The sequence below is a fragment of the Streptomyces caniscabiei genome, assembly GCF_014930365.1.
GTDB classification, from domain to species: Bacteria; Actinomycetota; Actinomycetes; order Streptomycetales; family Streptomycetaceae; genus Streptomyces; species Streptomyces caniscabiei.
In genome coordinates this window covers 19144-40266 of record NZ_JABXWI010000001.1, presented here as the reverse complement: position 1 = coordinate 40266, position 21123 = coordinate 19144, and the positions used below count along the sequence as shown (strand labels likewise).

The 21123-nt window shown below is 71.9% G+C and carries 22 protein-coding genes and 1 pseudogene; 14 read left to right on the top strand and 9 right to left on the bottom strand.

Annotated features, from left to right (window positions below; translation table 11 throughout):
- Positions 1-58: 58 nt before the first annotated feature.
- The 7 genes from HW837_RS00205 to HW837_RS00175 all read right to left on the bottom strand — a co-directional run bounded on the left by HW837_RS00205 (position 59) and on the right by HW837_RS00175 (position 2743).
- On the bottom strand, positions 59-361 hold the full coding sequence (locus HW837_RS00205) for a hypothetical protein (RefSeq protein WP_193383314.1): 303 nt from the start codon (positions 359-361) through the stop codon (positions 59-61).
- A complete protein-coding gene (locus HW837_RS00200) occupies positions 358-1020 on the bottom strand; it encodes a hypothetical protein (protein ID WP_193383313.1) in 663 nt (220 codons plus the stop codon). The genes HW837_RS00205 and HW837_RS00200 overlap by 4 nt, the downstream gene beginning before the upstream one ends.
- The gene (locus HW837_RS00195) at positions 1017-1331 is read right to left on the bottom strand and encodes a hypothetical protein (protein ID WP_193383312.1); all 315 of its coding nucleotides are present in this window, start codon (positions 1329-1331) and stop codon (positions 1017-1019) included. The genes HW837_RS00200 and HW837_RS00195 overlap by 4 nt, the downstream gene beginning before the upstream one ends.
- Positions 1331-1537, bottom strand: coding sequence for a hypothetical protein (locus HW837_RS00190; protein ID WP_193383453.1), 207 nt, complete (start codon positions 1535-1537; stop codon positions 1331-1333). Before HW837_RS00190 ends, HW837_RS00195 begins: the two co-directional genes overlap by 1 nt.
- 146 nt (positions 1538-1683) lie before the next feature.
- Positions 1684-1893: a hypothetical protein gene (locus tag HW837_RS00185; RefSeq protein WP_193383311.1), complete on the bottom strand. Its 210-nt coding sequence runs from the start codon at positions 1891-1893 to the stop codon at positions 1684-1686.
- On the bottom strand, positions 1890-2414 hold the full coding sequence (locus HW837_RS00180; protein WP_193383310.1) for a hypothetical protein: 525 nt from the start codon (positions 2412-2414) through the stop codon (positions 1890-1892). Before HW837_RS00180 ends, HW837_RS00185 begins: the two co-directional genes overlap by 4 nt.
- A 68-nt stretch (positions 2415-2482) precedes the next feature.
- A complete protein-coding gene (locus tag HW837_RS00175; RefSeq protein WP_193383452.1) occupies positions 2483-2743 on the bottom strand; it encodes a hypothetical protein in 261 nt (86 codons plus the stop codon).
- A 236-nt stretch (positions 2744-2979) separates the two neighbouring features.
- On the opposite strand from HW837_RS00175, the gene HW837_RS00170 reads away from it, so the two are divergent.
- Complete coding sequence (locus HW837_RS00170) at positions 2980-3741, top strand: helix-turn-helix domain-containing protein (protein ID WP_196791474.1); 762 nt, start codon at positions 2980-2982, stop codon at positions 3739-3741.
- 117 nt (positions 3742-3858) lie between these two features.
- On the opposite strand, the gene HW837_RS00165 is transcribed toward HW837_RS00170, so the two are convergent.
- Positions 3859-5358 carry a recombinase family protein gene (locus HW837_RS00165; protein WP_193383309.1) on the bottom strand — a complete coding sequence of 500 codons (1500 nt, stop codon included), beginning with the start codon at positions 5356-5358 and terminating at the stop codon, positions 3859-3861.
- Between the two features lie 42 nt (positions 5359-5400).
- On the opposite strand from HW837_RS00165, the pseudogene HW837_RS00160 reads away from it, so the two are divergent.
- The 6 genes and pseudogenes from HW837_RS00160 to HW837_RS00135 form a co-directional block, all read left to right on the top strand.
- Positions 5401-6114 (top strand): annotated as a pseudogene (locus tag HW837_RS00160) (ATPase, T2SS/T4P/T4SS family); the annotation flags it as partial.
- Positions 6111-6965 carry a type II secretion system F family protein gene (locus HW837_RS00155; RefSeq protein ID WP_045563050.1) on the top strand — a complete coding sequence of 285 codons (855 nt, stop codon included), beginning with the start codon at positions 6111-6113 and terminating at the stop codon, positions 6963-6965. The pseudogene HW837_RS00160 and the gene HW837_RS00155, both read left to right, overlap by 4 nt.
- Positions 6962-7753 (top strand): type II secretion system F family protein, encoded by a 792-nt coding sequence (locus tag HW837_RS00150; protein ID WP_193379531.1) that lies wholly within the window; start codon positions 6962-6964, stop codon positions 7751-7753. The genes HW837_RS00155 and HW837_RS00150 overlap by 4 nt, the downstream gene beginning before the upstream one ends.
- 203 nt (positions 7754-7956) lie before the next feature.
- Positions 7957-8169: a DUF4244 domain-containing protein gene (locus HW837_RS00145; protein WP_045563067.1), complete on the top strand. Its 213-nt coding sequence runs from the start codon at positions 7957-7959 to the stop codon at positions 8167-8169.
- On the top strand, positions 8156-8545 hold the full coding sequence (locus tag HW837_RS00140; RefSeq protein WP_045563052.1) for a TadE family type IV pilus minor pilin: 390 nt from the start codon (positions 8156-8158) through the stop codon (positions 8543-8545). The genes HW837_RS00145 and HW837_RS00140 overlap by 14 nt, the downstream gene beginning before the upstream one ends.
- A gap of 47 nt (positions 8546-8592) precedes the next feature.
- Entirely contained in the window at positions 8593-9042 is a 450-nt protein-coding gene (locus HW837_RS00135) for an Rv3654c family TadE-like protein (RefSeq protein ID WP_193379575.1), read from the top strand.
- A 114-nt stretch (positions 9043-9156) separates the two neighbouring features.
- Here HW837_RS00135 and HW837_RS00130 read toward each other — a convergent pair whose 3' ends face one another.
- The gene (locus HW837_RS00130; protein WP_193379532.1) at positions 9157-11631 is read right to left on the bottom strand and encodes a DEAD/DEAH box helicase; all 2475 of its coding nucleotides are present in this window, start codon (positions 11629-11631) and stop codon (positions 9157-9159) included.
- 83 nt (positions 11632-11714) lie between these two features.
- Between HW837_RS00130 and bldG the strand changes: the two genes are divergently transcribed.
- The 7 genes from bldG (at position 11715) to HW837_RS00095 (ending at position 20890) form a co-directional block, all read left to right on the top strand.
- Positions 11715-12056: an anti-sigma factor antagonist BldG gene (gene bldG, locus HW837_RS00125; RefSeq protein ID WP_005475923.1), complete on the top strand. Its 342-nt coding sequence runs from the start codon at positions 11715-11717 to the stop codon at positions 12054-12056.
- A 107-nt stretch (positions 12057-12163) separates the two neighbouring features.
- Entirely contained in the window at positions 12164-12589 is a 426-nt protein-coding gene (locus HW837_RS00120) for an ATP-binding protein (protein ID WP_045563054.1), read from the top strand.
- A 329-nt stretch (positions 12590-12918) separates the two neighbouring features.
- A complete protein-coding gene (locus HW837_RS00115) occupies positions 12919-15324 on the top strand; it encodes a sodium-translocating pyrophosphatase (protein WP_045563055.1) in 2406 nt (801 codons plus the stop codon).
- Between the two features lie 207 nt (positions 15325-15531).
- Complete coding sequence (locus HW837_RS00110) at positions 15532-16143, top strand: small secreted protein (RefSeq protein WP_045563056.1); 612 nt, start codon at positions 15532-15534, stop codon at positions 16141-16143.
- A 280-nt stretch (positions 16144-16423) separates the two neighbouring features.
- Entirely contained in the window at positions 16424-17956 is a 1533-nt protein-coding gene (locus HW837_RS00105; protein ID WP_193379533.1) for a DUF7059 domain-containing protein, read from the top strand.
- Positions 17957-18221: 265 nt separating this feature from the next.
- A complete protein-coding gene (locus tag HW837_RS00100) occupies positions 18222-20594 on the top strand; it encodes a serine/threonine-protein kinase (RefSeq protein ID WP_093791102.1) in 2373 nt (790 codons plus the stop codon).
- Positions 20595-20692: 98 nt separating this feature from the next.
- A complete protein-coding gene (locus HW837_RS00095) occupies positions 20693-20890 on the top strand; it encodes a hypothetical protein (protein ID WP_045563059.1) in 198 nt (65 codons plus the stop codon).
- Positions 20891-21123: the final 233 nt, after the last annotated feature.

Below are 21123 nucleotides of genomic sequence, written 5' to 3'. Positions count from 1 at the left end.
CGATGTGGTCCGTGAGCGCCGGGGACGGGCGGGGGGAGTGCCCGTCCCCGGCGGGTCCTCAGCCGGTGCCGCCCATCCACCTGGCCATGAAGACGATGGCGTCGTCGCGGTGTCCGTCGCAGACGGGGATGTCCCGGCGGACGGGACTCCCGTCGTGGACGCGGAGGACGGCCCCGGCCCGGTTGGGGCAGCCGCCGCAGCGGTGGCCCTTGAAGTCGGCGAGGGTGCAGTCGCACCAGGAGCACTGCTCGCCGTCGGCGTAGTCGTGGACGATGGCGATGGTGCGTCCGTCGGCTGCCGCGTCGCGGGCGGTGGCCAGGGCCTGGTCCGACCAGAACGTCTGACTCGGGGTGCGGCTCACTTCTCGCCCCCGATCTCCAGGGCGCCAAGCGGGCCGCGCTGGATCTGCTCGCGGATGACCTCGGCCGAGGGGAGCGGGCCGTCGCGGAGGACGGCGTCGGCCATGGTCTCGCCGGTCTTGCGCGCGGTGCCGTCCTCCGCGATCCGCACGACGTCGATCTGATCGGCGATCCCCGACTCGACGGCGGCCCGCTGGAACGCGGGCATGGCGTTCGCCATCAGCTCCTCGCCCCACGGCCCGTCGAGGGCGAGCATCAGGGCCATCTGCCAGTTGCAGACCGGTACCTGGTGGGTGCTGCCGTCTTCCTCGTAGGAGGTGATGGTGTCCACACGTGGGGGTACGGCCGGTTCCTCGGCGGCTTCGGCGATCTCTTCGTCACGGAGCTGTTCCCACTGCTGCCAGCTGGTGCCCGTGGCCTCCAGGACGGAGCCGACGAAGTACCAGTTGCCTCTTTCCCCGTCCACCGGCTCGGCGAAGACTGCGGTGACCTCGCCGAGCCCCATGAAGGTGACGACCTGCTGGGGGTCGGCGAGGTGTCGGCCGTGCTGTTCGGCGAAGTCGCAGAGCGACAGGGCGGTCTGGCCGTTATGGAGGGGCAGCTGCCCGTCGTCGATGAGCTTGCGGATGCTGGCGCGGAAAGGCTTCGGGTCGACGCTCACGCCCGGTCCTCCTTCTGCTTGGCGACGGCGGCCTGGGCCGCGCGGTAGACGTGGGGGCTGGACCGGCGGCGGCCGGAGGCGATGGCGCGCTCGTCGATGACGGAGGCGACGCTGTCCGGGGTGGGCGTGGTCCAGGCGCCGACGGGCCAGCCGGGGCCGGGCGGGAATTCGGGCAGCCCTTGCAGGGCGCGCGGGGTGTGGGCGGGGCAGCGGAGTCCGGGGATGTATGGGCGGACGCCTTCGGCCTTGCGGCAGTGGCGGCGTTCGGCGCCGATCCAGTGGCCGCACTCGGGCTTGGAGGTCTCGCGCATCACGCCGCCCCCTGCATGCGTGCGCCGTGGAACGCGGTCCTGATGACGGCTCGCTGCTCATTCGAGAGAGGGGGAGCCTCAGCCACGATGCGGTCGATCCGTGCCCAATAAGCGGCGTTGCGGGCGGGGTCGGGGTCGCGGACGGGTCGGTCCGCGCGTCGGGCCTGCTCGGCCTCGCTGAGGGCCGGGCGGCGCTGCTGGGACACAGAGGCCTCCCTTGTTTCCTGAGGCCCCGCGCCTGTGGAACAGGACAGCACGGATTCCGTGGAGTGTTCCCCTGGCACGGAATCGGCGGCTCGGGCCGGGCGGCCGCAGGCTCCCCCTGCGGCCGCCACGGTGTTCGTCGGGGCGGTCACGCGACCGCTCCGGCGCGGTGCTCGCGCATCAGCTGGACGATCGCGTCGAGCGTCGCGGTCGGGTCGTCCGCCTCGGAGATCTGCCGGATGACCTCGGCGTTGAAGTCGTCGAGGGCCGGGCTGCCGAGCCCGACGCGGTTCATCTCGGCGTGGCCGGCTCCGAGCTGGCTGATGATGCGCTCGCGGGTGGTGTCGATGGCCGTCATGCCTGCGCCTCCGCCCGTCCGGCCTGCTCGGTGCGGGTCTGCTGGTCGGCGAACACGCGGTCGGCCAGCTCGTCGACCTGGTCGAGGAACGCGCGGACCTCGGCGGTCTTCGCCCGGACCGAGGCCGGGTCGGTGAACTCGGCGTTGCGGAGGTAGACGATCACGTGCCGGTCCGAGCCGGAGTTGGCGACCATGCCCGCGTCGAGGATCGTGGAGCCGTCCGCGTCGTCGACGACCTTGAGGTCGTGGGTGAAGTGGTCGAAGTGGCCGGGGGTGGTGTCGGCGCAGTCCCGGTAGACGGGGCACGGGACCGAGGTGACGCCGGTGAGGTTGGCGATCGTCTGGGCGGCGATGGCGTCGGCCATGTCCGGCGTGTACTTCTGCGGGAGCGTCTTCCGCATGGCCTCGTGGATGGCGTCGGGCATCGCTGCGATGACCGCGTCGAGGTCGACACCGGCGCGCTGGTCTCTCGGGTCCGGCGTCGTCGTTGACGCCGTGATGCTGGGCTGTACTGTTGCCATTTGAGACGTCTCTTTCCGGCGGCGGCACTGATGGGGTGGCTAGACCCCGGGTGCCGCCGTCTTGCTAGTTAGCGCTGGTGGTGAGGGTCGTTCTCACACGGCGGCGTCGGGTGGCTAGGCCCGGCGCCGCTCTCGTTGGGCTCGATGTCGAGCGCGCGGAGAAGCGCAGCTCGACTGACCCTGTAGGTGCGCCCAACTCGGATGACCGGGCAGGGGTACTCGCCCTTCTTGGCCAGGATGAACCCCTTGGTGCGGCCCAGCAGGAACGCCCGGTTGGACGTCTCCAGGTCGACCATGACGGGCAACTGAAGCAGTTCATCGAGCTGCATGCCGCGCGCCGCGGCCCCGGCATGCGCATTCTGCGGAGGCGCTGTCATCGCCTCGCCCTCCCGATCTTGTGTTGCGGTGTGCCGTTCCGTGCCGACTCGCCTCAGCTCGTGACGAGCTGGAAAGGTGAGCACGTTTTGTGCTGGTGGGAAGACAGTCACACGTGAAGGCGAGGGTGTCAACCCGGAAACGGCCTGGTATCTTCAGGTCGTGACGAACTATGCCGAGGAGTGCCGCGATGACACCTGAGGAACTGGATGCGCAGGCCGCTTCCGACGAGGAGCGGGCGCACCAGATGATGCAGATCGTCAACGAGGAATCGGAGCGCCGGAAGATCCATCTCGAAGCACCTCACCCCGTTGAGGGGCTCGACACCGAATCCCTGGCCAGCTTCAACCTGAAACAGATCCGCACCACGCTCGGCATGTCTCAGCAGCAGATCGCCGACAAGCTTGCGGAGCATCGGACTGCCGGGTATCACGACGTCAAGCTGTCGCAAACGCAGATTGCCAAGATCGAGCGTGGGGAAAGGCCTTGGCGCCTGAATGAACTCGTGGCTATCGCAGGAGCGCTTGAAGTTCCAGTGGATGAGTTCTTCAACGCCCAGGCGGCGTCTCAAGACGGGGATGTTCTGGTGCTTACGGCGAAGCTGAGATACCAGCGAGCGAAGGCGCAAGAAGAAGCGGTGAGGGATGATTTGCGAGCCGCCATCCGCGCGACCTACGAGGCGGAGAACGAACTGCTGAGAGCGTCTGCGAGGTACGAACTCACCCTTCCTGAGGTGCTCAGTATCCTCGCGCTCAGGGGGCACCGGAGTTACTGGGCAAAAGTCACGCAGGAAGAGGATGCAGAGCGGATTCGCACCCGCGGGGACCACGATGAACCACGGAAGGAGCATGCTGTGGAATTCGTGGCGAAAGAATGGGACAGGCTGGTGCGGGAAGAAACCGGACACCCGCCAAAAGAGCCGTGGAGTGATCTGCCCCAAGCCATGCTCTGACGAGGGCGGATAACCGTGTCCGCATCTCGCTTGGCTGGCGGCCTTGGCGCACGCCGTGAGTCCTACGGGTCCAGTGATTACGTGCCCGCGAACCGCCACTGGAGGGGCGGTTCGCGATCACATGAAAGTGGTTCCGCCCCGCTTCCACGTGAACACGACGGCGTCGTAGTCGAAGTACCCGCCGTCCGGCATCCGCCCCGGACGCGGAGTCTTCAGCGTCACCTCGACCAGGCTCCGCAGCACCGTGCGCTGCCGGTCCAGCTCCAGCGCCCGCCACGCCTTCCGCACATCCGGCGCCCCCACCAGAGCGACGAGCGGGTCCACGGTCGCCGCACGCGCCAGCTGCCGCGTGACACCGGCGAGCTGCGCACGGGCCGTGTCCATGCCCTCCGTGAACGGCTCCAGCTCCAGCTCCCCGGCACCGAACAGGCCGCCCAGGTCTTTCATCCGCCGCCGGATCAGCTCCTCCTCGGCCTGCAGCGCGGCCACGTCGACATCGTCCGGACCGGGCAACAGCAGCTCGTGCGCGTCCGGCTCCGACAGCCGGCTGACGATCGTGTCCTCGACGTACTGGTCGACGACCTCGGCCCGCCGGCCGCCACCGTGCCCGTCCTGGCACCGGTACGACGGGTACGACCGGCCGCCGGACTGCGTCACGTACACGAACCGCGGGCACTCCCCGCGGCCGCACCGGTACAGCAGCGACCCGAGCCACTTCGGCTGGGCGCCCGGAGTCGTCGTCCGTGACGGGTCCGTCAGGATCGCCACGACGGCCCTGTACTTCGCCTCCTCGACGATCGGCTCCCACTTCCCCCGGCCGACCTCCTCGCCCCGGTAGACGGCGATCCCGGCGTTCCTGGGGCGCATCAGCATGTCCCGCATGTCGGTGTGCGTGACCGCGTTCCCGCGCGTCGACGTGATGCCCTTGTCGGCGCACCACTTCACTAGGCCCCGGATCGACCCTCCGGCGAGGATGGTGTCCGTCCAGTGGCGCAGCGCCTCCGCCTCCTCGGGCACGACCTGGTTCATGTCGAGGACGGGCACCTCGACCTCCTCGCCGGTCTGCCGGTCGACCTTGACGCGCGTCTCGCCGGTGGGCACGCCCCACCCGAACGGGCGGATCCCGCCGTGCCACTCGCCGGCGAGGGCCTTCTGTTGCCGGGCGCGGGCGACGCGGTGCCCCTTGTGCTCGGACTCCTGGCGGGCGACGGCGCCGAGGATCCGCGCGGTCATCCGTCCGGACGGTGTGGCCAGGTCGACGGTCCCGGCCTGCACGGTGTGCGTGGCGATGCCGCGCCGCTCGGAGAGGTCGATGTACTCCTCCAGCTCGACGATCGAGCGGGTGAGCCGGTCGGTGTGCCAGACGATGACGACGGTGGCGGTGCCGTCGTCGAGGTCGGCGAGCATCTGCCGGTAGCCGGGCCGCTTCTTGCCGGAGTACGCGGAGATGTCGTTGTCGACGTACACCTCGACGACGTCCCAGCCGTTGCGCTGGGCGAGGGCTTCGCAGTCCTGGCGCTGCCGCTCGATGCCGAGGCCGGCGCCGGTCCTGTCCTGCGAGATTCGGCAGTAGATGACCGCGCGCGTCCGGGCGCCGTCCGTCTGGGTGTTCTTCATGGCCCGAGTGTGCCGGATTAGTGGCGTCTCTGTCTGAGGTTCGGGAAGACCACGCTGCTGAGCGCGCTGCTCGGTCTGGTCGACCCCGGCGAGCGGATCGTGCTGGCCGAGGACTCGGCGGAGCTGCGGCCCGACCATCCGCATGTGGTGCGGCTGGAGGGCAGACCGGCGAACCAGGAGGGCGTGGGCCTCGTCGAGTTGCAGGACCTGGTGCGGCAGGCGCTGCGCATGCGGCCGGACCGGCTGGTGGTCGGCGAGGTCCGCGGACCCGAGGTGGTCTCCTTGCTGGCCGCCCTGAACACGGGGCACGAGGGCGGCTGCGGCACGCTCCACGCCAATGCCGCGGGGCAGGTGCCGGCCCGTCTGGAGGCCCTCGGCACGGCCGCGGGGCTGGACCGGGCCGCGCTGCACAGCCAGTTGGCGGCCGCGCTGTCGGTGGTCCTGCACCTCGTACGGGACCGGGACGGTCGACGCCGGATCGCCGAGGTGCACGTGCTGGAACGGGACGGTTCCGGGCTGGTGGTGACCGTGCCGGCCCTGCGCTGGGGCGAGGCGGCGTTCGTGTACGAGCGGGGCTGGGAGCGGCTGCGGGGGCTGCTTCTGGGCGGGGCGCGCGGCGGGGGCGGCGCGGCGTCGGAGGGGGTGCGCCGTCGAGATGCCCGGGCCTCGGGCGGGGTGCGCGGGCGGGACGGCGGATCGTCGGGCGGGGCGGGCGGCCGGGTCGGTGATCCTCAGGAAGGGAGTGAGCGGCGGTGACAGGGGTCGGGGAGATCTCGGGGGTGGTGGCCGTGCTGTGTGCCGGGGCCGCGGCCTGGATGTCGGACGAGGGGCGAGGGGCCGGGGTGCGGCGGGCTCGGGCGCTGCTGCCGGGTGGCCGAGCGGTGGGGCCGCCGCGCTGGAAGCGGGTCGTCGGCCGGGCGCGGACGCTGGGGGCCGAGTGGTGGGCGCCGGTGGCCGGGTTGGTGGTCGCGGTGCTCGGGGCGTCGGTGTTGCCGCTCGTCGTGGGAGCGGCCGGAGTGCCGTTGCTGAGGCGGGTGCGGCGGGCGGCGCGGGAGCGTCGGCTCCGGGAGCGGCGGGGCGATGCCGTGGTCACACTGTGCGCGTCGCTCGCGGGGGAGGTGCGGGCCGGGCGGCAGCCGGGCGAGGCGTTGACGCGGGCCGCGCGGGACTCCGGAGGGCTGGGCGAGACCCACGCCGTGGTGCTGGCGGCGGCTCGCTTCGGCGGGGACGTGCCCGGCGCCCTCGCGGACGCGGCACGGCAGCCGGGCGCGGAGGGGCTGCTGGGGCTCGCCGCATGCTGGCGGGTGGCCGTCGACCGGGGAGCGGGCCTCGCGGCCGGGCTGGACCGGTTGGAGGGCGCCCTGCGTGCCGAGCGGGACCAGCGGGCCGACCTGCGCGCCCAGTTGGCGGGCGCACGGTCGACGGCCGTGATGCTGGCCGGGCTTCCGGTCCTGGGCCTCCTGCTGGGCACCGCGCTCGGCGCCGACCCCTTGCACGTGGTGCTGCACAGCACGGCGGGGATGGCCTGTCTGCTCGTCGGCGTGGTGCTGGAGGGCGCGGGCCTGTGGTGGGCGCTGCGGATCGTCCGGGGAGCTGAGGCGACGTGAGCGGGGATGTCGTCCACAGGCTGGGGGTGGCCCTCGCCGTGATCGCGGGACTGTGGTGGCTGGTCCGGTCGTGCGACACCGCGCGGCGTGGACGAAGGCTGCGCGCCCGGTTGACCACGGTGCTCGCTTTCGCCGCCGAGCCGTCCCGGCGACGTCTCCTGCCGCAAGGGGCGGTTCGGCGATGGTTGCCGGTCGCCGGGGCGGTCTGCGCCGGGTGGGTGCTCGTCGGCGGGTACGCGGGGCTGCTGGTGGGGCCGGCCGCCGGCATCGGGGCCTGGCTGTGGCTGCGGAGGGCCCGGCGGGCGGGCAAGGACCTGGGCGAGGCGTACGACGCCGCCGAGGCCGCACGTCAACTGCCGCTCGCCGCCGACCTGCTGGCCGCCTGCATCACGGCCGGGGCGAGCCCGGTGGTGGCCGCACAGGCTGTGGGCGACGCCCTCCGCGGTCCGGTGGGCGAGCGGCTGGCCAGAGGGGCCGCCGAGGCGCGGCTCGGGGGCGAACCCGCCGAAGCATGGCGCTCGTTGGCGGTGCTGCCCGGTGCCCGAGCCCTGGCGCGGCTCCTGGAGCGCGCCGACGAGTCCGGCGTGCCGGCCGCCGCACCGGTCGCCCGCCTGGCCGCCGAGGCCCGTGCCGAATGGGGCCGCTCGGCGACGGAGCGGGCCCGCCGGGCCGCCGTGATGGTCACCGCGCCGGTGGGGCTGTGCTTCCTGCCCGCCTTCATCGCGGTGGGCGTCCTGCCGGTGGTCATCGGCCTGGCGGACGGGCTGTTGGGAGGAGGAGCGCGGTGACGGGGTGGACGGCGGCGCGTGGCGCGCGGGCGCCGCCGGGCGGCCGAAGCGGTCGACGGCGCCGAGTAGTGGACATCGGGCACATCAGCGGTCAGCCGACGGCGCGGAGCAGGGGTCAGCGAACACATCAGCGGTCAACGGAACAGAGCCTCACGGGGGTTGAGATGCACAAGGCAGTACAGGCGGTGCGGGCAGTGGAAGCCATGCGGGAAGCGGTGCGGGTTCGGGTGGTGCGGGCCGTGCTGTGCCGGGTACGGGCGGCGCGGAGGGACGCGGGGATGGTGACCTCGGAGTACGCGGTGGGGATCATCGCGGCCGTGGCCTTCGCCGCGGTTCTGTACAAGGTGGTGACCAGCGGACAGGTCCAGGCGGAGCTGCAGCAGATCGTCGGGCGGGCCCTCAATGGCGGGGCGTGAGTCGCGACGGCTGCGCGGGGCGCTGGGTGGCGACGGCGGGTTCGTGACGGCGGAGGCGGCCATGGCCCTGCCGGTGATGCTGCTGCTCGCGACGGCACTCGTGTGGGCCCTGCTGGCCGCCTGCGCGCAGATCCAGGTCGTGGACGCCGCTCGAGCCGGTGCCCGGGCGGCGGCCCGGCAGGACCCGCAGGGGGCGGTCGTGGCGGCAGCGCGGAGGACGGCGCCCGACGGGGCGGAGGTGAGCGTGGGACGGCAGGGCGACTTCGTACGGGTCGTGGTCTCGGCCCGCGCGCCGGGGCCGGACGGACTGGGCCTCGACCTCAGCCACACCGCTGTGGCGCTGGCGGAGGAGACGGTGGGGGAGGTGGGCGGGTGAGCGCGTTCTCGTGGTGCGGCCGGTGGCTCGGGGGCGTCCGCTCGGTCCTGGGGCGTGGGCGTGAGGCGGACAGAGGGTCCGCGACCGTCTGGGCGGTCGGTGCGATCGCGGTGCTGTGCGCGGTGTTCGGCGCCGTACTCGCCTTCGGGCAGGCCGTCGTGATCCGGCATCAGGCGGAGGCGGCGGCCGATCTCGCCGCCCTCGCGGCCGCCGACCACTGGATGAAGGGCGCCGAGGGGGCCTGCGCGACGGCGGAACGGGTGGCTCAGGCCCAGGGCGGCCGACTGGTGCGCTGCGCGGTGGAGGGCGAGATCTCGGACGTCACGGCCGCCACGGGGACGGTCCCGTTCACCGCCGAGTCCAGGGCACGCGCGGGACCGCCGGGCCCCGCAGCCGACCGGGAAGCGCCCAGTGCACCCCTTGAGGGGCGCGGGGAACTGCGCGATCAGCCACACACGACCGGCGATCGCCGGATCTGGGAGGTCCCCGAGCTCTGAGGCGCCCGGCCCCCGGGTTCTGAGTCACCCCGAGCCCTACGGCACCCCGACCCCCGGGTTCTGAGTCACCCCCGAGCGGCGCTCCGGCCCCCGGCCCCGACGCACCCCCGAGTCCTACGGCACCCGGTCCTCCGGTGGAGCCGCCGGCGCGGTGCGCAGCAGTTCGGTCAGGAGGCGTACGGCGCCCCGTTTGTGCAGCGGGTCGTTGCCGTTGCCGCACTTGGGGGACTGGATGCAAGACGGGCAGCCGGCGTCGCACTCGCAGGAGGCGATGGCCTGGCGGGTGGCGGTGAGCCAGGCACGGGCCGTGTGGAAGGCGCGCTCGGCGAAGCCCGCGCCGCCCGGGTGGCCGTCGTAGACGAAGACCGTCGGGAGCAGGGTGTCCGGGTGGAGCGGGACCGAGACGCCGCCGATGTCCCAGCGGTCGCAGGTCGCGAAGAGGGGCAGCATGCCGATCGAGGCGTGTTCGGCGGCGTGCAGGGCGCCGCCGAGGATCTCGGGGTTGATCCGGGCCGCGTCCAACTGGTCCTCGGTGACGGTCCACCAGACGGCGCGGGTGCGCAGCGTACGAGGAGGGAGGTCGAGTTTGGACTCGCCGAGCACCTCGCCGGTGATGAGGCGGCGACGGAGGAAGGAGACGACCTGGTTGGTGACTTCGACGGAGCCGTAGCACAAGCGGCCGTCGCCCCAGGGGACTTCGGTGTCGGTCTCCAGGACGGAGATGGAGGTGGTGTCGCGGGCGACGGTCGAATAGGGCGGGTCGGCCTGCTCGACGAGGGCGACGGAGTCCTCCAGGTCCAGGTCGCGCACCAGGTACGTACGGCCCTGGTGCAGGTGGACCGCGCCGTCGTGGACGGTGGTGTGGGCGGCGCCCGCGTCGACCGTGCCGAGGAGCCGGCCGGTGCCGGTCTCGACGACCTGGACGGGGCGGCCGCCCTGGCCCCGGATGTCGGTCAGGTCGGCGGCGCGTTCGCGGCGGGTCCAGTGCCAGGCCTTGGCCCGGCGGCGGAGCAGCTTCGCGGCCTCCAGCTGCGGCAGCAGGTCCTCGCAGGCGGGGCCGAAGAGGGCGAGGTCCTCGTCGGTCAGGGGCAGTTCCGCGGCGGCGGCGCAGAGGTGGGGGGCGAGGACGTAGGGGTTGTCGGGGTCGAGGACGGTCGATTCCACCGGTCGGTCGAACAGGGCCTCGGGGTGGTGGACCAGGAACGTGTCCAGCGGGTCGTCGCGGGCGATCAGGACGGCGAGCGCGCCTTGGCCGGCGCGTCCGGCGCGGCCGGCCTGCTGCCACAGGGAGGCGCGGGTGCCGGGGTATCCGGCGATGAGGACGGCGTCGAGGCCGGAGACGTCGACGCCGAGTTCGAGGGCGGTGGTGGCGGCGAGGCCGAGGAGTTCGCCGGAGTGGAGGGCGCGTTCGAGGGCGCGGCGTTCCTCGGGGAGGTAGCCGCCGCGGTAGGCGGCGACGCGGCGGGCGAGGGAGCGGTCCACCTCGGCGAGGCGTTCCTGGGCGATCACCGAGATCAGCTCGGCGCCGCGCCGGGAGCGGACGAAGGCCACGGAACGGACGCCCTGGACGGTGAGGTCGGTGAGCAGGTCGGCGGTCTCGGCGGTGGCGGTGCGGCGTACCGGCGCGCCCTTCTCGCCGTGCAGCTCGGTGAGCGGGGGCTCCCAGAGGGCGAACACCAGTTCGCCGCGGGGTGAGGCGTCGTCCGCGACCTCGGTGACCGGGACGCCGGTGAGGCGGCGGGCGGCGACCGAGGGCTCGGCGGCGGTGGCGGAGGCGAGGAGGAAGACGGGTTCGGCGCCGTAGCGGGCGCACAGGCGGCGCAGGCGCCGGAGCACCTGGGCGACGTGGGAGCCGAAGACGCCGCGGTAGGTGTGGCACTCGTCGATGACCACGTATTTCAGGGCGCGCAGGAAGGAGGACCAGCGGGGGTGGGAGGGGAGGATGCCCCGGTGCAGCATGTCGGGGTTGGTGAGCACGTAGTTGGCGTACTGGCGGACCCACTCGCGTTCCTCGACGGGGGTGTCGCCGTCGTACACAGCCGGGCGCACAGCGTTTCCGAGGGGTTGTGAAAGTTCCTTCACGGCCCGGCACTGGTCCGCCGCGAGGGCCTTGGTGGGGGCCAGGTAGAGGGTGGTCGCGCCGCGGCCGTTGGGGGCCTCGGAGCCGTCCAGGAGCCGGGAGAGGACCGGGACGAGGTAGGCCAGCGACTTGCCGGAGGCGGTGCCGGTCGAGACGACGACCGATTCGCCGTCCAGCGCGTGCTCGGCGACGCGTGCCTGGTGGGCCCAGGGATGTTCGATTCCTGCGGCCTGTACGGCGGCGACCACTTCCGGACGGATCCGGTCGGGCCAGACGGCATGGCGACCCGCACGTGGGGGCACATGCTCCGTATGAGTGATGCGCGAAGCCCGGCTCGGCCCCGAGGCGAGCCGGTCCAGGACCGTGCCCGGCGAGGGGCTGGAGGCGGTGTCCGTCGGGGTTCGATCGGATCGGTGATTCTTGGCCATCGGCATCGAGTGTGTCACCGGCGTGACGGACAATGGAGCCAAGGCGTCGTGCACGCCTGCCGGTAAGTGATTGAATGCCATCGCGGCTGGCGAACCGTCCCGGGGGCTTTCAAGCCGAGGTGTCCCGAGGGGCGAACGCTCGATAGCAAGGTGCTGGAGGATCCGTGGACCTGTCCCTGTCGACCCGTACCGTCGGCGATCGTACGGTCGTCGAGGTCGGTGGCGAAATCGACGTTTATACCGCGCCCAAGCTGCGTGAGCAGCTGGTCGAGCTGGTCAACGACGGGAGTTTCCACCTCGTCGTCGACATGGAGGGCGTCGACTTCCTCGACTCCACCGGGCTCGGCGTACTGGTGGGCGGCCTGAAGCGAGTACGGGCCCATGAGGGCTCGCTGCGCCTGGTGTGCAACCAGGAGCGGATTTTGAAGATCTTCCGCATCACCGGTCTGACCAAGGTGTTCCCCATCCACACCTCGGTCGACGAAGCGGTGGCGGCCACTGACTGATCACGTCCGTCCGGGCCCCGTGCCCGGACGGCCACAGACGAGTGAGGAGGACCGGGTCCGCGCGGCCCGGCCTTCCGACAGCACGCCCGTAGTTCCGAGGGGGATGCATGGCCACCGTTGAACTCCGCTTCAGCGCGCTGCCCGAGCACGTCAGGACCGCCCGGCTGGTGGCGGCAGCGGTGGCGCGCAGGGCCGGAGTGGACGAGGCCGTCCTCGACGAGGTCAGGTTGGCCGTCGGCGAGGCGTGCACCCGTGCCGTCGGACTGCATCAGAGCAGCGGTATCTCGGCGCCGGTGCGGGTGTCGCTGATCGAGGAGGAGAAGCAGTTCTCCATCGAGGTGGGCGACGAGGCGCCGCACGCCGTGCCCGGTGACCCTTCATCGGGGAACGCGGACGCCGAGGTCGAGGAGGACGACATGGGCCTCGCGGTCATCAGCGGCCTCGTCGACGACGTGGAGGTCACCGTCGGCGAGAACGGCGGGCTGATCCGCATGACCTGGCCGACGACACCGTCGGTCGCGGTCGTGCCCTGATCGTCCCCGCTCGTTCATCCTGACAACTTCAAGTAGTACCGCGGAGGACCCTGCTGAGCAGGGTCCTTCGTGTTTTCCCGGCATCTATTCTGATCACCGTTCATCGGAACACCGGAATTCGTGAAGGAATTCACGATCATTCGCCTGATAATTGATCAAGTGTCAATGCCTTTGAGGCGTTACTTCTTTCGAGTAACGTGGGCGGGTCCGGATCATTTGCTGAAGAGCATGTGAAGGCCAATTCCGTTTCCCGTGCACTGTTTTGATCAGGTGCACCTCCCTACAATCCGTCCACATCTTGAGCTCAGCCCAAGCGTCAAGGAGGACGAATGGCGGGGCTTTCTACCCCTCAAAGGTTTGACCACACCGCGAACTTCGCAGCCGCGGTGCTCACCGACGACAACCGGATCATCGTCATGGTGATCGGCGTCGTGGCCGTGGCAGCACTCGTCGTCGCCGGGGTCCTGGTGCGCCAGGTGCTCGCGGCGGGCGAGGGCACCGACAGCATGAAGAAGATCGCGACAGCGATCCAGGAAGGCGCGAACGCCTATCTGGCACGGCAGTTGCGCACGCTCGGCGTATTCGCGGTCGTCGTGTTCTTCCTGCTCATGCTGCTGCCCGCGGACGACTGGAATCAGCGCGCCGGACGATCGGTGTTCTTCTTGATCGGCGCGGCGTTCTCGGCGGCCACGGGCTATATCGGTATGTGGCTCGCCGTGCGCAGCAATGTGCGCGTGGCCGCGGCGGCCCGGGAAGCGACACCGGCCGAAGGCGAGCCGGAAAAAGATCTCACCGCCGTCTCGCACAAGGCGATGAAGATCGCATTTCGCACCGGCGGCGTCGTCGGCATGTTCACGGTGGGGCTCGGCCTTCTCGGCGCGTCCTGCGTGGTCCTCGTCTACGCGGCCGACGCGCCCAAGGTGCTGGAGGGCTTCGGTCTCGGGGCCGCGCTCATCGCCATGTTCATGAGGGTGGGCGGCGGCATCTTCACCAAGGCCGCCGACGTCGGCGCCGACCTGGTCGGCAAGGTCGAGCAGGGCATTCCGGAGGACGACCCGCGCAATGCCGCGACCATCGCCGACAACGTGGGCGACAACGTGGGCGACTGCGCGGGCATGGCGGCCGACCTCTTCGAGTCGTACGCCGTGACGCTCGTCGCCGCGCTGATCCTCGGCAAGGCGGCCTTCGGCGACTCCGGCCTGGCCTTCCCGCTGATCGTGCCCGCGATCGGCGTGCTCACCGCGATGATCGGCATCTTCGCGGTGGCACCCCGCCGCACCGACCGCAGCGGCATGTCCGCCATCAACCGCGGCTTCTTCATCTCCGCGGTGATCTCGCTGGTGCTCGTCGCCATCGCCGTCTACGCCTACCTGCCGTCCTCGTACGCCGACCTCGAAGGCGTCACGGACACGGCGATCGCGGGCCACGACGGCGATCCGCGGGTCCTCGCGGTGCTCGCGGTGGCCATCGGCATCGTGCTGGCCGCGCTGATCCAGCAGTTGACCGGCTACTTCACCGAGACCACCCGGCGTCCCGTGAAGGACATCGGCAAGAGTTCGCTGACCGGCGCGGCCACCGTCGTCCTCGCCGGTATCTCCATCGGTCTCGAATCGGCCGTCTACACCGCCCTGTTGATCGGCCTCGGTGTCTACGGGGCGTTCCTGCTCGGCGGTACGTCGATCATGCTCGCGCTGTTCGCGGTGGCGCTGGCCGGCACCGGCCTGCTCACCACGGTCGGTGTCATCGTCGCCATGGACACCTTCGGACCGGTCTCCGACAACGCGCAGGGCATCGCCGAGATGTCCGGCGACGTCGAGGGCGCAGGCGCGCAGGTGCTCACCGACCTGGACGCCGTCGGCAACACCACCAAGGCCATCACCAAGGGCATCGCCATCGCCACGGCCGTCCTCGCGGCCGCCGCGCTCTTCGGCTCGTACCGGGACGCGATCCTCACGGCCGCGAACGACGTCGGCGAGAAGGTCTCCGGCGAAGGCGCGCCCATGAACCTGATGATGGACATCTCCCAGCCCAACAACCTGGTCGGGCTCGTCGCGGGTGCCGCGGTCGTCTTCCTCTTCTCGGGGCTGGCGATCAACGCGGTGGCGCGGTCGGCCGGTTCGGTGGTCTACGAGGTGCGGCGGCAGTTCCGCGAGCGGCCTGGGATCATGGACTACACCGAGCAGCCGGAGTACGGCCGGGTCGTCGACATCTGCACCAAGGACGCCCTGCGGGAGCTAGCCACGCCTGGTCTGCTCGCCGTCATGGCGCCCATCGCGATCGGGTTCACGCTCGGGGTCGGCGCGCTCGGCGCGTATCTCGCCGGCGCGATCGGGACGGGGACGCTGATGGCGGTGTTCCTCGCCAACTCCGGTGGCGCGTGGGACAACGCCAAGAAACTCGTCGAGGACGGTCATCACGGCGGCAAGGGCAGCGAGGCCCATGCCGCGACCGTCATCGGCGACACGGTCGGCGACCCGTTCAAGGACACCGCAGGACCGGCGATCAACCCGCTGCTGAAGGTGATGAACCTCGTCGCGCTGCTCATCGCGCCCGCGGTCGTCCAGTTCAGCTACGGCGAGGACAAGAGCGTCGCGTTGCGGGTCGCCATCGCGGTGGCCTCGATCGCCGTCATCGTCGGCGCGGTGTACGTGTCCAAGCGGCGCGGGATCGCCGTGGGTGACGAAGGCAACTCCGAGCGGGTGGCCAAGTCGGCGGATCCCGCGGTGGTTTCGTAGACGGTCTGACGACCGGCTCTGCCAGGGGCCAGCTCAAGGGGCGGGCGGACGGCGCGTGTTGACGCGTCGGCCGTCCGCCCCTCGGCCGTGCCGGTGGCTCCCGTGAGCCTTCTCTCTCTTGGTGCAAACGGTTACAAAACGGTGCACCGAGGGTGCTCGGCACACAGGTGCCGCCCATCCGGCGTGTATGTTCCGGGGCCGAGAGCCATGGAAGGGACCAATCCGGTGAACAAGAAGCTCGCGGCCGCACTGTCCGGCGGTGCGGTACTGGTACTGGCGCTGTCCGGCTGCGGCGGCGACGACGAGACGAACGACAAGCTGAACTCCTGGGCCAAGGAGGTCTGCGACTCCGTGCAGCCGCAGATCAAGAAGATCGCGGCGGCCAACGCCTCGATCCAGAAGGAGACCTCGGACGACAGCGCACCGGCGGACGTGCAGAAGGCCGACTCCCAGGGCTTCCAGGACATCTCCGACGCGTACAAGGCGATGGCGACGGCGATCCAGAAGGCCGGGGCGCCGGATGTCGAGGACGGCGCGAAGAAGCAGAAGGCCGCGGTCGCCGAGCTGAACCAGCTGTCCACGGCGTACGGGGAGCTGAAGAAGAAGTCGGACGCGCTGAACACCAAGGACCAGGCGAAGTTCGCGGACGGGCTCGAAGGGGTCGCGACGGAGCTGGAGAAGCTCAGCAAGACCGGGAGCGACGCGTTGAAGGAGCTGGAGAAGGGCGAGGTCGGGCAGGCGATGGCGGAGCAGCAGAGCTGCAGGTCCGCGAACACCTCCGGGGCGGCTTCGGTGCCGGCTGTGCCTTCGGAGGGCTGACGGGGGCTCTCGGCCTGTGAGCTGAGGTGAGCTGGGCCGGGGCTTGATCAGGCGCCCGGGGTTCCACGCCGGCGGGCGGGGCGGGCCGCGGGTGCGTCGGGCGCTCGGCGGTCGAGCTGGTCGGGGGTTGGGTCCGCGGCTCGGCGGTGACGAGGCGCCGCCTGCGCCCACCCGTGCCGCCCCAGCGGCACGACTGCCCGCAGTTGTGACGACGGAGCGAGCCGAGATACGGCGTGTGTGCCGCCCAGGCGGGTCGCGAGGCGCGGCTACGCTGAGCTTCGTGAGTGATTCCAAGCTGTCGTCCCTGCCTTCCACCGACCGGACCGATGTCGCCGTGCGGCTTCGGGAGGCCTTGCTCGGTGCCGAGTTCACCGCCGACGGGCTGCTCGAGCTGCTCGGTGCCTCCGCCTACGCCGCCCTCGCGCGGAGCGAGGTCGTGCCGGCGCTCAGGGCGACGCGGGGGGACACGGCGCTGGAGGCGCTGGTGCGGCTGTTCCTGTTGCAGGAACCGGTCGTACGCGCGCGCGTGGACGGCGTGCTGCCTGTTGACGCGTGCGTCGAGAGCGGATGGCTCGTTCGCGTCGGTGACGACGGGGACGAGGTCGCCGCCAGCGTCGACGTGCGGCCGTACGGCGGCCCCGACGGCGAGGACTGGTTCATCGTGTCCGACCTGGGGTGCGCGGTCGGTGGGGCCGGAGGGATCGGCAGCCGGGACGAGGGCGTCGTGCTGGGGGTCGGCGGGGCGTCCACGACGCTGGCCGGCATCACCGTACGGACGCCCGTCGCCGCCGCCCTCGATCTCGGGACCGGCTCCGGCATCCAGGCGCTGCACGCCGCACAGCACGCCACGCGCGTGACGGCGTCGGATCTCAACCCGCGCGCGCTGCACATCACGGCGCTCACGTTGGCGCTCTCCGGAGCACCCGCCGTCGAGCTGCGGGAGGGCTCGCTCTTCGAGCCGGTCGGGGCGGACGAGACGTACGACCTCATCGTGTCGAACCCGCCGTTCGTGATCTCGCCCGGCCCCCGGCTGACGTACCGCGACGGCGGGATGGGCGGCGACGACCTGTGCCGGACGCTCGTCTCGCAGGCGGGGGAGCGGCTGAACGAGGGCGGGTACGCGCAGTTCCTCGCCAACTGGCAGCACGTGGAGGGCGAGGACTGGCAGGAGCGGCTCAGGTCGTGGGTGCCGCGCGGCTGCGACGCGTGGATCGTGCAGCGCGAGGTCCAGGACGTCACGCAGTACGCCGAGTTGTGGCTGCGGGACGCGGGCGACCACCGCGGTGACGTGACCGAGTACCAGGCGCGGTACGACGCGTGGCTCGACGAGTTCGAGGCGCGCAAGGTGAAGGGTGTCGGCTTCGGGTGGATCACGCTGCGGAAGTCGGCCGCCGCGCAGTCCGAGCCCTCGATCACCCTGGAGGAGTGGCCGCATCCGGTCGAACAGCCGCTCGGAGAGGCGGTGCGGCAGCACTTCGCGCGCGTCGACTACCTGCGCGCGAACGACGACGCCGCCCTCCTCGCGGCGCACTTCCGGCTCACCGCCGAGGTCGTCCAGGAGCAGGTCGGACTGCCCGGCGCCGAGGACCCCGAGCATGTGGTCCTCCGTCAGAACCGCGGCATGCGCCGGGCCACGAAGGTGGACACGGTAGGCGCCGGATTCGCCGGTGTGTGCGACGGCACGCTCAGCGCGGGACGGATTCTGGACGCCATCGCCCAGCTCGTCGGCGAGGACCCGGTGGCCCTGCGCGACCGGACCCCCGTCCAGATCCGCCTCCTCGTCGAACAGGGGTTCCTCGAACCGGCCGGGTGACCCGCCCGCACCGCGAAGGGGCCCGTCCGGCCCCGCGCCCGGTGACGATTTCCGTACCGTCCGGTGACCGTACCGGTACCCCGCCCGACGCCCCTTCCCGTGCCGTACGGGGCGTATTCGCACCACTGGGACGCATGTGTCCCCTCTGGCTGGATTGGTCAGTAAAAGGGCTCCTGTCAGTGGTGGGTGCGAAGCTATTTTCAAGAGACGGATTCGACGTGTCCTCGGGGGAGGCACGCGCTGTCTCGAGGATCGGGGGATCGCGATGGCGGGGGATACGCCGGAGCAGGGTCAGGGAAGGATCATCAACGGCCGGTACCGCCTGCTGCGCACCCTGGGCGCGGGCGGCATGGGCCGGGTCTGGCTCGCGTACGACGGGGAGTTGGCCTGCGAGGTCTCCATGAAGGAGATCTCCCTGCCCGACGTCCCGCTGGACGCGACCGAGCCCGCCCAGCGCATCGCCCGGGCCCGCAGCGAGGCCCGGCACGCCGCCCGGCTGCGCGGCCATCCCCATGTGGCCACCGTCCACGACGTGGTGCTCCACGAGGGCCTGCCGTGGATCGTCATGGAGTACGTGCCGGACGCCGTCGACCTCCAGGCGGTCGTACGGCAGCGGGGGCCGCTCGCGCCCGAGCAGGTCGCCCGGATCGGGCTCGCCGTCCTCGACGCGCTCACGGCGGGCCACCGGATCGGCATACTCCACCGGGACGTCAAACCGGCCAACATCCTGCTCGCGGCCGACGCCTCGGGCGACCCCTACGCGCGCGTGCTGCTCACCGACTACGGCATCGCGCTCCAGCCGGAGTCGCACGAGCCCCGGCTCACCGCCACCGCCGGCATCCTCGGAACGCCCGGCTATCTGGCGCCCGAGCGGGCGCGGGGCGAGCCGCCGACCCCGGCCGCCGACCTGTTCTCGCTCGGCGCCACGCTGTACGCGGCGGTCGAGGGCCGCGGCCCCTTCGACCGGCACGGCGAGTACGCGACGCTCACGGCCCTCCTCGGCGAGGAGCCGGCACCGCCCGCCCGAGCCGGTGAACTGGCCCCCGTCCTGCACGGCCTGCTCATCAAGGACCCCGTGCGCCGGCTCTCTCCGGAGGCCGTGGCACGTGGCCTGGAGCGGGTGGCGGCCCCGGGCGGCGCGTCGACCCCGCAGGGCTGGGGAGCCACCCCCGCGCCGGCCCCCGGCGCCTTCGGACCGGCCCCCGGCACACCCGGAACGCCCGGCGCTCCCGCCACACCCGGCACGCCCGGCGCGCCTCCGGGGTACGTGGCGAGCGCACCACCCGGGTACGTGGCGAGCGCACCGCCCGGGTACGTGGCCGCAGGGCAGCACGGCCTCGGGGGCACCCCGAACACGCCCGGTCCGCCCCGCACGCCGTACACCCCGGGGGCCCCGCACACACCCGGCGCACCCTCGGGCGCGCCGAACACCCCGAACACTCCCGCCGGTGGCCCGCCCACACCGGGAGCGACGCCGGGCGGCCCCTCGCCGTACGACCCGTGGCAGCAGGGCCGGCAGCCGCGCGGGCCCTACGACAGCCCCAACCCGTACGGGGGCGGCCCCTCCACGCCCTACGGGAGCCCGGCGTACGGCGGCGGAGGCGGTCAGGCCCCCGGGTACGGCGGCACGGTGGGCAACCAGTCGCTGCCGTACGCGGCCAACGCGTCGACACCGTACGGCGGTGGCGGCGCCCCACCGCCGGGGAACGCGGCGTACCCGACCCTCACGGCAGGGAGCCCGCCGCCGCCCGGCGGGCCGAGGCGGAAGACGCCCGCGGCGGCGATCGTCGCGATCGTGGCCGCCGTGCTGCTCGTGGCCGGCGGCGGGACCTGGGCCGCGGTGAACCTGACGGGCGAGGCCGACCCCAAGCCCTCCGGCACCCCGGACACGCTCGCGTCGCCGCCGAGGTCGGAGTACCCCTACGGCAAGCAGGCCGCCCTCAAGAAGGCGCTGGAGGTGGGGGACTGCGTCAAGGCGGTGTGGACGGGGACCGCGTTCGCATCGGTGCCCGACCTCGGCGTGGTCGACTGCGACGAGGACTGGCCGGACGGCCAGGTCGTGGCGATAGCGACGGCGTCCGACCCCGCCGACGCCAGGGCCGGCGGCGCGCAGCGCTGCGCCGGCCAGGCCGACCCGGTGGCCGAGGCCCTGCCCGACGCCGACGTCTACGCCCTCGTACCGACGAAGGAGGGCTTCACCGCCGCCAAGGGCGGTACGGCCTGTCTCGTCCTCGGCAAACACGTCCCGATCGGCGGCGAGGTGGGCCGGCTCCGTGACGTGGGCATGCACCTGTGGCCCACGCAGATGGCCGTCGGCGACTGCTGGGACTACACCACCAGGGAGGACAAGGGGTACGACGCCCCGCTGACCGACTGTGCCGAAGCGCACACCGACCAGGTCGTCGGATCGGTGCAGGCCCCCGACAACATGACCTTCGCCGGCGCCCTCGCCGAGGGCGGAAAGCTGTGCACCAACAGGTTCGAGTCGAGTTGGGCCCCCGGCGCTGACCTGATCGTGTCGGGGTGGGTCTCCGACGAAGAGGAGTGGAAGAAGGGCTTCAACAAGGTGGTGTGCACGGTGCGCAACGCCGACGTGTCGCAGACCACCGGGAAGATACCCACGCCCGGCTCGGTCTGAGGGTCCGGACGCCTCGCGTTCACCTCGGGTTCGCGCGCCCGCTTCCCGTCCGTGCCAGCCTCCCGTCCCGGGGCAGTCGAGGGGTGGGAGGACGGGACATGGAGAGCGGTCCGGCGATCTTCGTGGGAGTGGTGTTCGCCCTGTTCGGGGGCGGGCTGCTGCTGTGGACCGCGAGGCGGCTGCGGCTGGGCGAGCCGGTCGCGCAGGGGGTGCGTCCCGTGATGTCGGCGACCCTCGCGAGCGTCACCGCGGTCACCGCCCTGGCGCTCGCCGCGTGGTGCCTCACCCGCCTCTGAGGGGGCTCGGGGAGACAGTGCCGACGGGTCGCCGGGGTGATCGGGATGTGACCCTCCGCATAGGCCCCGAACGGATCGCTGCAGACGCCGGGCGGCAGGAATGGCGGTAGTCGGGTTACCGTTCGAGTGGCCGTTGCGGGCTTTTCCCGTTTGACACGGGGGCGGGATGTACCGTCACACTCCGCAGCGTCAGCATGACCCGACCCCCGGGCCGACCGCCGAGCCCCGTGCGC

Coding starts and splice junctions, on each gene's coding strand:
- HW837_RS00195 (WP_193383312.1), bottom strand. CDS start 1,331: ATGCGCGAGACCTCCAAGCCCGAGTGCGGCCACTGGATCGGCGCCGAA.
- HW837_RS00185 (WP_193383311.1), bottom strand. CDS start 1,893: ATGACGGCCATCGACACCACCCGCGAGCGCATCATCAGCCAGCTCGGA.
- HW837_RS00180 (WP_193383310.1), bottom strand. CDS start 2,414: ATGGCAACAGTACAGCCCAGCATCACGGCGTCAACGACGACGCCGGAC.
- HW837_RS00175 (WP_193383452.1), bottom strand. CDS start 2,743: ATGCAGCTCGATGAACTGCTTCAGTTGCCCGTCATGGTCGACCTGGAG.
- HW837_RS00170 (WP_196791474.1), top strand. CDS start 2,980: ATGACACCTGAGGAACTGGATGCGCAGGCCGCTTCCGACGAGGAGCGG.
- HW837_RS00165 (WP_193383309.1), bottom strand. CDS start 5,358: ATGAAGAACACCCAGACGGACGGCGCCCGGACGCGCGCGGTCATCTAC.
- HW837_RS00145 (WP_045563067.1), top strand. CDS start 7,957: ATGCGGGAAGCGGTGCGGGTTCGGGTGGTGCGGGCCGTGCTGTGCCGG.
- HW837_RS00140 (WP_045563052.1), top strand. CDS start 8,156: ATGGCGGGGCGTGAGTCGCGACGGCTGCGCGGGGCGCTGGGTGGCGAC.
- HW837_RS00130 (WP_193379532.1), bottom strand. CDS start 11,631: ATGGCATTCAATCACTTACCGGCAGGCGTGCACGACGCCTTGGCTCCA.
- HW837_RS00120 (WP_045563054.1), top strand. CDS start 12,164: ATGGCCACCGTTGAACTCCGCTTCAGCGCGCTGCCCGAGCACGTCAGG.
- HW837_RS00115 (WP_045563055.1), top strand. CDS start 12,919: ATGGCGGGGCTTTCTACCCCTCAAAGGTTTGACCACACCGCGAACTTC.
- HW837_RS00110 (WP_045563056.1), top strand. CDS start 15,532: ATGGAAGGGACCAATCCGGTGAACAAGAAGCTCGCGGCCGCACTGTCC.
- HW837_RS00100 (WP_093791102.1), top strand. CDS start 18,222: ATGGCGGGGGATACGCCGGAGCAGGGTCAGGGAAGGATCATCAACGGC.
- HW837_RS00095 (WP_045563059.1), top strand. CDS start 20,693: ATGGAGAGCGGTCCGGCGATCTTCGTGGGAGTGGTGTTCGCCCTGTTC.